Genomic DNA, 13,528 nt, shown 5'->3' with positions numbered 1-13,528 from the left:
GGCGCAGGGCGCGGGCCGCCTGCCGCTCGGGCGGGAGCAGCCGGCGCAGATAGCGGCGGAGCTGCTCGGGGAGCGCGAGGGCGGCGAGGGCCTTGGGGGCGGCCGGCAGGTCGACGACCACGGTGTCGTACGTGCCGTCGTGGGCGGCGTCGCGCAGGGCGCGCAGCAGGGCCAGCTCCTCGCTGCCGGGCAGCGGGGTGAGCTCGTCGCCGTCGAGCCGGTCGGCGCCGAGCAGGTCGAGGGCTCCGGCGGCACGTTCCTGCAGGGCGAGCAGGTCGTCCCGGAAGCGGTCGTCGGGGGCGAGGTGCCGGGCGGTGAGCCCCGGGTGCGCGTCCGGCCCGCCGAGCACCGCGCCGAGGGTGTCGGCGCGGTCGGCGGACAGCACGAGGACCCGGTGGCCGGCGCGCGCCGCGGTGAGCGCGGTGCCCGCGGCGACGGTGGTCCGCCCGGAGCCGCCGGGGCCGGTGACGAGAAGGGTGCGCATAAGGGTGAACGGTACGTGAGCGACGCCCCGGGACGCCGGGGCGTCGGTCCGAAATGGCGGGCCCGGTGGGGCGTACGACCGGAACACCGGCCCACCGACGCCGCGACGCCCGTCCGGAAAGCGGGCCCACCGGGACATCCGCCCGGACACCGCCCCGCCGAACCACCCAACCGGAATGCCCGGCCCGCCGGAACAGCCGGCCGGGCGCCGGGCCCGACTGGGCGTACGACCGGGCCTGCGGTGCGCCGGAGCGCCCGGGCCGGGCAGCGGGTCGCCGGAGTGCCGGGCCGGGCCGACGGAACGCCGGGCCGCCAGCGGGTCGCCGGAGCGGGCGGGCGGGCTACTTGCCCGTCTCCACCCGCTTCTTCAGGCCCGCGAGGGCGCGGTCGATGATGACCTTCTCCGCCTTGCGCTTGATCATGCCGAGCATCGGGATCTTGACGTCGACGGTGAGCTGGTAGGTGACCTGGGTGCCGGAGCCCGCCGGCTTCAGGAGGTAGGAGCCGTCCAGCGAGCGGAGCATCTGGGACTTGACGAGGGTCCAGCTCACCTCGTCGTCGCCGGTCCAGGTGTAGCCCAGCGTCTGGTCGTCCTTGATCGCGCCCGCGTCCATGACGAGGCGGACCTGCTGCGCGCGGCCCTGCTCGTCGGTGGCGAGGACCTCGGCCTCCTTCACCTCTCCCGTCCAGTCCGGGTAGCGCGCGAAGTCGGCGATCACCTCCATGACCTCGGCCGGCGCCGCCTCGATCGTGATGCTCGAGCTGGTGTGTTCCGCCATCGCTGTGGCTCCTCCAGATGCGCCGGGATGAGGTGGTGTGTACCGCGTGAAGGCTACCGCGCGCCGGGCGGTCACCACTCCAGGGCCCAGGGCCTGCCGGACCCGGCGAAGTGCCCGACGTTCACGCATTCGGTCGCGCCGATGCGCATGCGCCTGACCAGGGGCTGGTGGACGTGGCCGAAGAGCGCGTACTTCGGACGGGTCCTGCGGATGGCGTCGAGCAGCGCCCGGCTGCCCCGCTCGAAGCGGCGCGCGACGGTGTCGTAGAGGAGCTCGGGGACGTCCGGCGGGATGTGGGTGCACAGGACGTCGACCTCGCCGACGGCCTCGATCTTGGCGGCGTACTCCTCGTCGCCGATCTCGTAGGGCGTGCGCATCGGGGTGCGCAGGCCGCCGCCGACGAAGCCGAAGACACGGCCGCCGATCTCGACGCGCTCGCCGTCCAGGACGGTGGTGCCCGGGCCCGCGTACTCGGACCACAGGGTCGGCATGTCGACGTTGCCGTACGTGGCGTACGTCGGAGTGGGGAAGGCCGCGAAGAGTTCGGCGTACTGCTTGCGGACCGCCGACTCGATCGCCGGGGCGCGGTCGATGCCCGCCCACAGTTTCCGGCCGAATTCCCTGGCCTCGTCGAAACGGCGCGCGGTACGCAGCTCCACCAGCCTCGTCGCGTTCCCGGCGCCGAACAGATCGGGGAAGATGCCGCGCGAGTGATCGGCGTAGTCGAGGAAGAGCACGAGGTCACCGAGGCAGACGAGCGCGTCCGCGCCCTCGCCCGCGCGCGCGAGCCCCTCGGCGTTGCCGTGCACGTCACTGACCACGTTGACCCGGAAAGCTGGCATACCGATCACCCTAGGACGGGCGCCGCGCAGCGGGTAGGGGGCTTCCGACAGCCGCCGGACCTGCGGTTACTTCCGAGTCGGGAAGACGGTGGCGTACTGTGCGAATCAGACCACAACGACGTGTGACGCACCGAACATCTGGGCCTGCCCCCCTACCGAACCAGCCATACCGATGGGTAACGTCCGGGCAGTCCAGTAGTGCTCAGCCCCCCACTGATTGAGCACCTGCCCGATCTTGGACCGCACCGTCGCAGCACACAACGTCGTGGCGCCGGCGCCCTATGTAGGAGCAGCAGTCTTGCGCGAGTTCAGCCTTCCGGCCCTGTACGAGGTCCCAGCGGACGGCAATCTGACCGACATCGTCCGCCGCAATGCCGCGCAGCACCCGGATGTCGCCGTCATCGGCCGCAAGGTCGACGGCACCTGGCAGGACGTCACCGCCAAGGCTTTCCTCGCCGATGTGCGCGCCACCGCCAAGGGCCTGATCGCCGCAGGCGTGCGCCCCGGCGACCGCGTCGGCCTGATGTCCCGCACGCGCTACGAGTGGACGCTGCTCGACTTCGCCATCTGGAGCGCGGGCGCGGTCACCGTGCCGGTGTACGAGACGAGCTCGCCCGAGCAGATCCAGTGGATCCTCGGCGACTCCGGCGCCGTGGCCTGCGTCGTCGAGCTGGACGCGCACGCCGCCGCCGTCGAGTCCGTGCGCGACCGGCTGCCCGGCCTCGCGCACGTGTGGCAGATCGACAAGGGCGGCGTCGAGGAGCTGCACCGCACCGGCGCCGAGGTCCCCGACGCGACCGTCGACGAGCGCAGCGCGGTCGCCAAGGCCGACGACCCGGCCACCATCGTCTACACCTCGGGCACCACGGGCCGCCCCAAGGGCTGCGTCCTCACGCACCGCAGCTTCTTCGCGGAGTGCGGCAACGTGGTGGAGCGCCTCAAGCCGCTCTTCCGCACCGGCGAGTGTTCCGTCCTGCTCTTCCTGCCCGTCGCACACGTCTTCGGACGGCTGGTCGAGGTCGCCGCGCTGATGGCGCCGATCAAGCTCGGCCACGCGCCGGACATCAAGCACCTCACCGACGAGCTGGCCGCGTTCAGGCCGACGCTGATCCTCGGCGTCCCGCGCGTCTTCGAGAAGGTCTACAACAGCGCGCGGGCCCGCGCGCAGGCCGACGGCAAGGGCAAGATCTTCGACAAGGCCGCGGACACGGCCATCGCGTACAGCCGCGCGCTCGACACGCCCTCGGGCCCGTCGTTCGGCCTGCGGATCAAGTACAAGGTCTTTGACAAGCTGGTCTTCAGCAAGCTGCGGGCCGTCCTCGGCGGCCGCGGCGAGTACGCGATCTCCGGCGGCGCCCCGCTCGGCGAGCGCCTCGGCCACTTCTTCCGCGGCATCGGCTTCACGGTCCTGGAGGGCTACGGCCTGACCGAGTCCTGCGCCGCCACCGCCTTCAACCCGTGGGACCGCCAGAAGATCGGCACGGTCGGCCAGCCGCTGCCCGGCTCGGTCGTACGGATCGCCGACGACGGCGAGGTCCTGCTGCACGGCGAGCACCTGTTCAAGGAGTACTGGAACAACGAGGGCGCCACCCAGGAGGCGCTCGCCGACGGCTGGTTCCACACCGGCGACATCGGCACGCTCGACGAGGACGGCTATCTGCGGATCACCGGCCGCAAGAAGGAGATCATCGTGACCGCGGGCGGCAAGAACGTCGCCCCGGCGGTGATCGAGGACCGCATCCGCGCGCACGCGCTCGTCGCCGAGTGCATGGTCGTCGGCGACGGCCGGCCCTTCGTGGGCGCGCTCGTCACGGTCGACGACGAGTTCCTCGGCCGCTGGGCCTCCGAGCACGGGAAGCCGGCGGACTCCACCGCGGCGTCGCTGCGGGACGACCCGGATCTGCTCGCGGCGATCCAGAGCGCGGTGGACGACGGCAACGCGGCGGTGTCCAAGGCGGAGTCGGTGCGCAAGTTCCGTGTCCTCGCGTCGCAGTTCACCGAGGAGTCGGGGCACCTGACGCCGTCGCTGAAGCTGAAGCGGAACGTCGTGGCGAAGGACTACGCGGACGAGATCGAGGCGATCTACCGCGGGTAGCGTGGGCGGGGGCGCCCCCTCGCCGCGGGGGCTCCTGATCGCTTGCGGCTCTCGGCCGCGCGTGGTCGCTCGCGCGGTTCCCCGCGCCCCTGGAAGGCGGCTCCGCCGCCTCCAGGGATGGCAGCCCGGTAGGCGCTACAGAAGCTCCTTGAGCCTCTCCGCCAAGAGGTCCCAGCGCCACTTCTCCTCGACCCACTCGCGGCCCCGCTCCCCCATGCGCCGCCGCAACTCCTCGTCGCCGAGCAGGGTGACGATCCGGTCCGCCGCCTCCTCGGGCACGCCGCCCCGCACGACCCACCCCGTCTCGCCGTCGAGGACGGCGTCCGGCGCTCCGCCGGAGTCGCCGGAGACGACCGGCAGGCCCGTGGCGGACGCCTCCAGGTAGACGATGCCGAGGCCCTCCACGTCCAGGCCCCCGCGCCGGGTCCGGCAGGGCATGGCGAAGACGTCGCCCGCGCCGTAGTGCGCGGGCAGTTCCTCCCACGGCACCGAACCGGTGAACCGCACGGAGTCCGCGACGCCGGTCTCGGCGGCCAGCTTGCGCAGGTCCTTCTCGTAGGGACCGCCGCCGACGATCAGCAGGACCGCCTCGGGCTCCCGCGCCAGGATCGCCGGCATGGCGAGGATCAGCGTGTCCTGCCCCTTGCGCGGCACGAGCCGCGAGACGCAGACCACCACGGGCCGGTCGCTCAGGCCGAGCCGCGCCCGCACCGCGGCGCCGCCGGAGCCGGGGTGGAAGGTCTTCTCGTCGACGCCGGGCGGCAGTTGGACCATGCGGCCCGCCGCGGCGGGCGTCAGCGCGGCGGCGATCCGCGAGCGCGTGTACTCGCCGAGATAGGTGATCGTGTCCGTCGACTCGCCGATCCGGCGCAGCAGCCGGCGTGAGGCGGGCAGCTGGGCCCAGCCGGCCTCGTGCCCGTGCGTCGTGGCGACGAGCCGCGTCGCGCCCGCCTTCCGCAGCGCCGGGGCCATGAGCCCGAGCGGGGCGGCGGCCCCGAACCACACGGACGTACAGCCGTGTTCGCGCAGGAGCGAGACCGCGCGGCGGGTGGCGCGCGGGGTCGGCAGCAGCATCGTCGTGGGGTCGCGCACGACCTGGAAGGGCTGCTCGGCGTCGAAGGCGGCGGTGGCCTCGGCGCCCTCGCGGCCGCGCTTCCAGGTGGAGGCGTAGACGACGAGCCGGTCGGGGTCCAGGCGCAGCGCCATGTTGTGCAGGAACGCCTGGATGCCACCGGGCCTGGGCGGGAAGTCGTTCGTGACGATCAGGGTCTTGTGCATCGCGCCCGACAGTACCGAAAGCGGTGGGCGGTGCCGAAGGCCGTCGGCGGTACCCGCCGGGCGTCGCCGGCGCCGAACGGGCCAGCCTCTTCGACCTGACCCGGCTCCGCCCGGCATCATGGCTGCTCGAATCACGACGAAGTACGTGAAATGGGGCGAGGAACGCATGGCGCGCATCCTGACCGTCTGGGTCCTGACGAGGGCCGTGCTGCTGCTCTGCGTCTTCTCTGTGCTGACGGCCCCGGGCCCGGACGTGACCAGCGACGTGTCGGTCATCTACCAGGGCTGGTACGAGGTCCTGCGCACCGGCACCTTCCCGCTCGACGACGTCACCTGGCAGTACCCGCCCGCCGCCGCCCTCGCGATCCTCTCCCCCGCCCTGCTGCCCTTCCTCGGCTACGCGTCCGCCTTCTTCGTGCTCTCCTTCCTCTGCGACGCGGCGGTCTGCGGGCTGCTCCTGTACGCGGGCCGGCGGCCCGGTACGTCGTCGCGGGGCGCCTGGGTGTGGGTCCTGGGCGTGGCGCTGCTCGGCCCCATCGTCTACGCCCGCTACGACGTGATGGTGACCGCCGTCGCGGTCGCCGCGCTGCTCGCCGGGGCCCGGCATCCGCGCACGATGGGCACGCTCGCGGGGTTCGGGGCGCTGCTCAAGGTGTGGCCGGTGCTGCTGCTCGTCGGCACGCCGCGCGGGCGGGCGACCCGGCGGTCCTGGGCCGCGGCGGCGGGCACGGCCACGCTGCTCACGCTGGTGTTCCTGGTGGCGATGCCGGGGGCGCTGGCCTTCCTCACCTTCCAGCGCGACCGCGGCACGGAGGTGGAGTCGCTCGGCGCCCTCGTCCTGCACGTGGCGCGCAACCTGGGCTGGCAGGGCGAAGTGCGGCTCAACTACGGCTCGGTGGAGTTCCTCGGCCCCTACGTGCCGCTGGTGAGCACGGCGGCGCAGCTCCTGACGGCGGCGGCGTTCGGCTGGCTGCTGGTGTGGCGGCTGCGGGCGCGGAGCTGGTCGGCGAGCACGCCCGCCGACGCGGCGTTCGTGGCCGTGCTGCTCTTCACCGTCACGAGCCGGGTGATCAGCCCGCAGTACATGCTCTGGCTGATCGGGATGGCCGCCCTCTGCCTGGTGTTCCGCACGAGCCGCATGGAGGTGCCCGCGCGTCTGGTCCTCGCGGCGACACCGGTGACCTTCCTGGAGTTCCCCGTGTGGTTCTCGCACGTGGTGGCGAGCGATCCGCTGGGGGTGGCACTGCTGGTCGTGCGCAACGGCCTGCTCGTCGCGGCGGCCCTGGTGGCCTGCCGGAACCTGTGGCGGCAGACGGTGTCCGAACCGCGCGCCCAGGAGGGGCGGTCCGCCCGGGAGCGGGTCAGCCGAGCTCGGAGCGCAGATACGTACGCCAGCGCGCCGTGAAGTCCTCCGGCGTCGTGTCGAGGACCTCCGCCAGCGCGTCCTCGACCGCGCCCGCCCGCTCCTTGTGGGCGCCCACCGCGCCGTAGAAGTCCGTCAGCTTCCGCTCGCCCCACCGTTCCGCGATCATCCGGCAGGCCAGCCACGCGCCCTCGTACGCCCCCGCGAGCCGCTCGGCGTCCCCCGCGAAGCCGAAGTCCTCGTCGTCGGGGAGCGCGCCGGGCAGGCGCCCGCTCTGGACCGCGCGCCGCAGCTCGGGCGCCGCCTGGTCCGGGGTGCGCCCCGTGCCGCGGTAGCCCACCCAGTCCGCGAAGCCCTCGGAGAGCCAGAGCGGGGTGGCCGCGGAGGTCTGCGCGCGGGTCGCGACGTGGGTCGTCTCGTGGGTGAGGACGACCTGCTTGCCGAAGTCGCCGAGGATCCCGTACGCCTCGGGGTTGAGGATGATCCGGTCCGCCGGCGCCCGCCGGGACCCGCCCGCCTCGCCCGTCGTGACCGCCGCGATGCCCCGGTACCCGGCGGCCGGTGCCCCGAGCAGCCCCGCCATCCCGGCCAGGGACCGCGGCGCGAGGACGACGACCCGCCCCGGCCACTTCGCGGGCCAGGCCTCCCGCACCGCGGGCACCGCGCGGTCGGCGAGCTCGCGGTAGGCGCGCAGCTCCGAGGGGCTCTGTCCGACGCCGAGGACGAGGCTGCGCGCGCCCCGCTCGGCGATCACGCGCCCCTGGTCCCAGAGCTGTTCGCCCGCCTTCTTCGCGGGCCGCTCGGCGGTGACGTACCACTGCCCGCCCCGCCGCTCCAGGGACAGCGTGCGCTCGGCGGTGAGCGGGGCGCTGTCGTAGCCCTTGAGGCGGTAGTCCAGCCGGGCGCTCGCCGTGGCCTCGGATCCGGAGCGGTCGAGGCGGGTCAGGCGGTACTCCCAGGACGCCAGCGGGATGCCGCGCGCGTTGTCGAAGAGGTCGGCGCCGCCGGGGCCGCGCTCGGTCTTCTCGTACGCCCGCTCGTCGCCGTCGAGGACGGCCCGCGCGCGCCGTTCGAGCAGCGCGCGCACCGCGCCGGTGGCGGCGTCCGGCGCCGGATCACCGCCGCATCCGGCCAGCACGGCGAGGCAGAGCGCGAGGCACAGCCCCACCGCCCCCGACCCACGCCTGTGACCAGCCACCTTCCCGAGGGTACGGGGCGCGGCCGGTCGGCGGCGGGTCAGACCCGGGTCACGGACGACACCGGCATCATGCCGACGGGGTCGTAGCGCACGGCCGCTCCGGGGTACGGGGCGTGCACGACCTGGCCGTTGCCCACGTACATCCCGATATGGCTGGCGTCGTCGCGGTAGGTCACGAGGTCGCCGGGCTGCGCCTCGGCCAGGGACACCTGGCGCCCGGCGTACCGCTGGGCCTGCGAGGTGCGCGGCAGACCGACCCCGGCCTGGGCGTACGACCACTGGGTCAGGCCCGAACAGTCGAAGCCGGAGGGACCGTTGGCGCCCCAGACGTAGGGGCGGCCGACGGCGGAGCGGGCGGCGGCGAGGGCCGCGGCGGCCCGCGCGGAGGACGGGACGCCGCTGCCGAGGTCCGGGATGTCGGTGCGTCCGTCGGCGCCGGAGCGCGAGGACCTGTCGTACGCCTCGCGCTCCTCGCTCGGCAGCGAGTTGAGCAGCCGTCTGGCCTTGGCGAGCTTGTGCTCGACGGTGCGCTTGTGGCGCGCGACGGTGGTGCGGCTCTTCTCCAGTTCGGCGAGCTTGCGGCTCGCCTCGGAGCGTTCCTGGGCGAGGCTGCGCTGGGCCCGCTGCAGATCGGCGAGTTCGCCCGCGTGCCGGGCGCTGATGCGGTCCAGGGCCGCGGCCTTGTCGAGGTAGCCGTCCGGGTCGGAGGAGAGCATCAGGGCGAGCGAGGGGTCGATGCCGCCGGAGCGGTACTGCGCCCCGGCCAGCGAGCCGAGCGCGCCGCGCATGCGGTTGATGCGCTCCTGGCCGCGGGCGACGCTGTCCTTGGCCCGCTCGACCTGCGCGCGCAGCTTGTCCGCGCGCTCATCGGCCTTGTTGTACGCCTCGGTTGCCTTCTCGGCCTGTTCGTACAGCCGGTCCACCTGGGCCCGGGTGTCGGACGGCTTGTCCTGCGGCGCGGCACCCGCGGGCGCGGCGGCGAGGGCCGCGGCCGCGGTGGCCGCGGCCGCTGAGAGGACGGTCACGCGCGTGCTCCGGTCGAGACCGGACTGCGCGGGACGGCGATGGGACCCCACGGGAAGCCGCTCTCCCTTCCGCTGACGAACCCCCCGGCTGTCCGGGGGAATGCGCGCCGACAGTAGCCGTGCGACCACGGAGGGGCCAACGACCCCGGACGGCGCGGACAGGCCTGCGCCCCGTCTCTGACGCAGGTCATCAACGGGGCGCGGGGTCAGCGGAAGGTGCCGGAATTCGCCCGTTTGGGCGGTGTCGGCGGGGTGTTGACGTCAGGTGAGGCCATGGCCTCGGACCCGGACGGAACTCAGATGCGGACGCCGAACTGGAAGTTGCCGAGGTACTCCATCGCCTCGTAGCGCACCACGGCGCCGGGCTTCGGGGCGTGCAGCACCTGGCCGTTGCCGGCGTACAGGCCGACGTGCGCGAGGTTGTTGAAGAACACCAGGTCGCCGGGCTTCAGCTGGCTGCGGCCGATCTTCGTGCCGTCGTTCTGCTGGGTGTACGTGGTCCGGGTGATGGAGACGTCGGCGTGGGCGTACGCCCACTGGGTCAGCCCGGAGCAGTCGTAGGAGTTGGGGCCCGAGCCGCCGGAGACGTAGGGCTTGCCGAGCTGGGTGGCGGCGGCGCTCAGGGCGGCGGCGCCGCGGTTGGAGGCCGGGGCCTCCTTGCCGAGGTCCACGCGGTCGCCGGCGGCGCGGCTCGCGCGCTGCTCCTTGGCCGCGAGGTCCGCCTTCTCCTTGGCGGTCAGGGTGTTGAGGAGCTTCTGCGCCTCGCCGAGCTTGCCCTGGACTTCCTTCTTCTTGCGGCCGAGCTCCTTGCGGGTGTCGGCGAGGTCGTCCAGCTTGCCCGCGGCCTCCTTGCGCTGCTGCGCGAGGTCCCGCTGCTTCTCCTGGATCTTCTTGAGCGCCTCGACCTGCTTGCCGCTCAACTGGTCCAGGGCGGACGCCTTGTCGAGGTAGTCGTCCGGGTCGGAGGAGAGGAAGAGCTGCAGGGAGGGGTCGATGCCGCCGGAGCGGTACTGGGCGCTGGCCATCGAACCGAGGCCGTCGCGCAGGTCGTTGAGCTCCTCCTGGCCGCGGGCGACCTTGTCCTGGAGGTCGCCGATCTGCTTCTCGAGCTTCTCCTGCTTCTCCTTGGCCCCGTTGTACTTGTCGGTGGCCCGGCCCGCGTCCTCGTAGAGCGCGTCGACCTTGGACTTGACCTCGTCCTTGCTCGGCTTCGGAGCGGCCTGGGCGGCACCCTGCGAGGTGAGGGCCACGGCAGCGGCAGCGGTCGCGGTGAGCACGGTCACGCGGGTGCGGCTCGGCTGCTTGGGTCGACGGTGGGACGCCACGAACGCGGCTCCTTCTTCCTCCGACCGCCTACCGAGACCCGGTGGGCGGGCACCATCGCCGCCACCCCGGATGGGTGATCAACCGAGCGAAGGTTCGGGCGTGACCCTAGTGACCTTCTTGTGATCAGTTCAAATCCCACCGGCAAAAAACCGCTCGACGCGCGCATTCTTTACCGATGACGCACTGTCAGTGATGATCTTCTGACGCTACGTCGCGTGACCGGTCTCTTAATTCGGGCATACGGCACGGGAGTTACGTGTGCACCTTTAGCCCCACGAAAGCCGCTTGCCCAGCCGTGCGGAAGCAGCTCGCTCAGCCCCGCGAAAGCCGCTTCAGGAGGACCGCCGAAGCCACCGGCCGCGCACCGGCCTTGGCGATGCCGTCGGCGACCTCGCGGTCGGTCGAGACGACGACCACGGGCCGTCCCGGCGGCTCCGCGCGCACCAGCTGGCGGATCAACTCGTCGGCCGTGACACCGGGCTTGGAGAACAGCACCCGCACCCCGCGCGGCGGCGCGAGCAGCACGGGCGCGGCCAGCTCCGCGCCGTCGAAGACGCAGGTGACCTCGGCGCCCGACTGCAGGGCGAGCTGCGAGAGCGAGCCGAGCAGCCGCAGCCGCTGCTTCTCCAACGGCATCGTCGGGTAGCCGGTCTTGGTGACGTTGTAGCCGTCCACGACCAGGTGCGCCTGCGGCAGCGCGAGGAGCTGGTCCAGGATGGCCGGGTCGTTCTCGGAGAGGGCGCGGGTGGCGATGTCCTTGGGCGACATCCGGCCCGGCTCGACGGCGTCCACGGTCTCCGCCGGCCGCACGGAGACGGGCGGCAGGGCCAGTTCGCGCCGCAGCCCCTGGGCCGCGTCCAGGACCGTGTCGAGCAGCAGCCGCACCCGCATGTCCTCGACGCTGCGTCCCTCGCGCGCGGCCCTGCGGCTGGCCTCCAGGGCGGCCTCGGTCTCGCCGAGCCGCGCCTTGAGCCGCCGGGTCTCGCTCTCGGCGGCGGACACCTGCGCCTGCCCCTCGGCGCGCACGGCCTCGGTCTCGGCGGCCGCCTTGCGCAGGGCCGCCTCGCCCCGCTTGACGTCGCTGAGGGCCCCGCGCAGCTTGCGGTGCATCGATTCGGCTTCCCTGCGGGCCGCCTCCAGCTCGGTGCGCAGCCGCTCGGTCTCGGCCTTGGTCTGGCCGCGGGCCGCGGCGAGCTCCTCGCGCAGCCGGTCGAGCTCGGCCCTGGTCTCCTCGTCGGCCCGCTCGGCGTCGGCCCGCTGGGCCTCCTCGCCGGCGGCGGTGACCAGCTTCACCCAGCCCGTGGGGCGCAGCACATAGGCCGCGGCCGCCACGTCCAGGGGATCGGCGGCCGGGGGCGGCGAGCCCGCGTCCAGGGCACCGGCGAGCTCGGGCTGGGCCTCTCTGAGACGTTCGCCGATGCGCTGCCGGAAGAGCGGCTCGCTCTCCAGCGCCGCCGCCATGGCGTTGCCCGCGAACTTCGCGCGCCGGGTGGGCGTGAAGCGGACGTACTGCCGCAGCTGGGCGGGCAGTTCGGCCGGGGTGAGGCCACCGAAGCCGTCCGAGACGATCTGGACGACCCGCCGGCGCACCCCGTCGGGCAGCGGGCGGTCGAGCACCTCAGCGGCGCCGTCGTCCGGCTCCCCGCCTGCGCTCTCCACCATCCGTCACCCCACTAGCTGTGCGGGCCCCGCTCCCTCAGGAGTCGGTGCCCGGCCTGTCCACGAGTTCCACTTGATCCACGGCGTTGCACCAGCGGCAGCGCACCGACTCGATGGTCTCACTGACCACCTCGCGTTCCTCGACCTTCGCCTCACCGGCGAGGTCGAGATGGACATACTCGACGACCTTGGAGGTGCGGGTCACGTCGAAACGCGTGAGATTGCCGCAGAGCGTGCAGCGCCACCGGGTGGTGGCGGTCGGCAGGGGAACCGTCATCGTGGCTGTTCGCTTTCTTCGGTGACTCGTTCGATGCTTCTTCGGCGACGTCATCGGCGCGTGGTGCCCACCGCGGTTCCCCGCGATGCGCATTGCCCGTAACCCTAAGGCCTGTAAGGGGCGCCATGCGGCGGCCTCCGGTGCGGCATGGCGGTCTGTGCAGGTAGCGCCCGTTACGTCATGCTCTGTTCATGATCAAGACATGGAGCGCACGGGCGGGCCGGCTGCTGCGGGGCCAGTCCGCCCCGGTGACGTACGGACTGATCGCCGTCTGCTGCCTGGTCTTCGTGGTCTCGCCGGTGTCCGGGTTCAACCCCGTCTACGGCCGCGGTGACGCGCTGCTCGCCGCGCAGCAGACGTACTTCGAGCGGTGGGGGGTGGTACCCGTCGAACTGTTCAGCGGGGTCCCGCGCGCCGCCCTCGGTCCGTTCACCGCTCTGTTCGTGCACGGAAGCTGGCTTCATCTGCTCGGGAACATGCTGTTCTTGTACGTATTCGGGGCCATGGTCGAGGAACGCATGGGGCACCTCCCGTATCTGCTCTTCTACGTCGTGTGCGGTTATCTCGCCCTGCTCGCCTACGCCGCCGCGCACGCGGGCTCCGGCCAGACGCTCGTGGGCGCCTCGGGAGCGATCTCCGCCGTCCTCGGCGCCTTTCTCTATCTCTTCCCGAAGGCGCGCGTCACCAGCCTCTTCCCGTTCCTCTTCTTCCTGCCGCTGCGGTTTCCGGCCTGGGTGGTGCTGCCGTTCTGGGTGGCGATCCAGTGGCTGGCCGCGGGGCAGGGCGGGAACGGCACGGGGGTGGCCTATCTGGCGCATCTCGTGGGGTTCTCCCTCGGGTTTCTGCACGCGTGGGTCGCCTACGGGTTGCGGGCTAGAGTGAAGGGCACAGCACCGGCCACCGAGGGAGACAGTCAGCCGTGATCACCGCGATCGTGCTCATCAAGACCAGCGTGGACCGGATTCCGGAGATCGCCGAGTCGATCGCCGCGCTCGACTCCGTCAGCGAGGTCTTCTCCGTGACCGGCACGTACGACCTGATCGCGATGGTGCGGGTGTCGCGCCACGACGACCTGGCGGACGTCATCCCCGGCCGCATCAGCAAGATCCCCGGCGTGGAGGGCACGGACACGCACGTGGCGTTCCGTACGTACTCGCAGCACGACCTGGAGGCCGCGTTCGCGATCGGGCTCGACTCCTAGCC

General features: G+C 72.7%; 13 protein-coding genes. 4 read left to right on the top strand and 9 right to left on the bottom strand.

The genetic code is table 11. The features are described 5' to 3' along the window. The 3 genes from AOK22_RS22440 to AOK22_RS22430 all read right to left on the bottom strand — a co-directional run. A partial coding sequence (locus AOK22_RS22440) for an ArsA family ATPase (RefSeq protein WP_167357872.1) occupies nt 1–484 on the bottom strand: 484 nt, incomplete at its 3' end. A gap of 340 nt (nt 485–824) precedes the next feature. Then, nucleotides 825–1,262, bottom strand: coding sequence for an SRPBCC family protein (locus AOK22_RS22435; RefSeq protein ID WP_055700504.1), 438 nt, complete (start codon nt 1,260–1,262; stop codon nt 825–827). A 71-nt stretch (nt 1,263–1,333) separates the two neighbouring features. Continuing rightward, entirely contained in the window at nt 1,334–2,104 is a 771-nt protein-coding gene (locus tag AOK22_RS22430) for a metallophosphoesterase family protein (protein WP_079036747.1), read from the bottom strand. A gap of 298 nt (nt 2,105–2,402) precedes the next feature. Between AOK22_RS22430 and AOK22_RS22425 the strand changes: the two genes are divergently transcribed. Beyond that, nucleotides 2,403–4,199, top strand: a complete 1,797-nt coding sequence (locus tag AOK22_RS22425) for an AMP-dependent synthetase/ligase (protein WP_055700502.1) — start codon at nt 2,403–2,405, stop codon at nt 4,197–4,199. Between the two features lie 135 nt (nt 4,200–4,334). Here AOK22_RS22425 and AOK22_RS22420 read toward each other — a convergent pair whose 3' ends face one another. After that, nucleotides 4,335–5,477, bottom strand: coding sequence for a glycosyltransferase family 4 protein (locus AOK22_RS22420; protein WP_055700501.1), 1,143 nt, complete (start codon nt 5,475–5,477; stop codon nt 4,335–4,337). Nucleotides 5,478–5,643: 166 nt separating this feature from the next. On the opposite strand from AOK22_RS22420, the gene AOK22_RS22415 reads away from it, so the two are divergent. Further along, a complete protein-coding gene (locus tag AOK22_RS22415; protein ID WP_055700500.1) occupies nt 5,644–6,882 on the top strand; it encodes a glycosyltransferase 87 family protein in 1,239 nt (412 codons plus the stop codon). Here AOK22_RS22415 and AOK22_RS22410 read toward each other — a convergent pair. The 5 genes from AOK22_RS22410 to AOK22_RS22390 form a co-directional block, all read right to left on the bottom strand. Further along, a complete protein-coding gene (locus AOK22_RS22410; RefSeq protein WP_244164920.1) occupies nt 6,839–8,038 on the bottom strand; it encodes a hypothetical protein in 1,200 nt (399 codons plus the stop codon). The genes AOK22_RS22415 and AOK22_RS22410 overlap by 44 nt on opposite strands. Nucleotides 8,039–8,076: 38 nt before the next feature. Then, nucleotides 8,077–9,114, bottom strand: a complete 1,038-nt coding sequence (locus tag AOK22_RS22405; RefSeq protein ID WP_055700499.1) for a C40 family peptidase — start codon at nt 9,112–9,114, stop codon at nt 8,077–8,079. A 245-nt stretch (nt 9,115–9,359) separates the two neighbouring features. After that, entirely contained in the window at nt 9,360–10,388 is a 1,029-nt protein-coding gene (locus AOK22_RS22400) for a C40 family peptidase (RefSeq protein WP_055700498.1), read from the bottom strand. A 313-nt stretch (nt 10,389–10,701) separates the two neighbouring features. Beyond that, nucleotides 10,702–12,051 (bottom strand): NYN domain-containing protein, encoded by a 1,350-nt coding sequence (locus AOK22_RS22395; RefSeq protein ID WP_055700497.1) that lies wholly within the window; start codon nt 12,049–12,051, stop codon nt 10,702–10,704. 34 nt (nt 12,052–12,085) lie between these two features. Beyond that, on the bottom strand, nt 12,086–12,325 hold the full coding sequence (locus AOK22_RS22390) for a hypothetical protein (RefSeq protein WP_055700496.1): 240 nt from the start codon (nt 12,323–12,325) through the stop codon (nt 12,086–12,088). A gap of 191 nt (nt 12,326–12,516) precedes the next feature. Here AOK22_RS22390 and AOK22_RS22385 point away from each other — a divergent pair, with 191 nt between their 5' ends. Together AOK22_RS22385 and AOK22_RS22380 are read left to right on the top strand one after the other, a co-directional pair. Continuing rightward, complete coding sequence (locus tag AOK22_RS22385; RefSeq protein WP_055700495.1) at nt 12,517–13,248, top strand: rhomboid family intramembrane serine protease; 732 nt, start codon at nt 12,517–12,519, stop codon at nt 13,246–13,248. Continuing rightward, complete coding sequence (locus AOK22_RS22380) at nt 13,245–13,526, top strand: Lrp/AsnC family transcriptional regulator (protein ID WP_055700494.1); 282 nt, start codon at nt 13,245–13,247, stop codon at nt 13,524–13,526. Before AOK22_RS22385 ends, AOK22_RS22380 begins: the two co-directional genes overlap by 4 nt. Nucleotides 13,527–13,528 lie beyond the last annotated feature (2 nt).

It is taken from the genome of Streptomyces silaceus (assembly GCF_001419745.1).
Lineage (GTDB): Bacteria > Actinomycetota > Actinomycetes > Streptomycetales > Streptomycetaceae > Streptomyces > Streptomyces silaceus.
The sequence above is the reverse complement of the archived record's forward strand: the minus strand, read 5'-3'. Positions and strand labels throughout refer to the sequence as shown.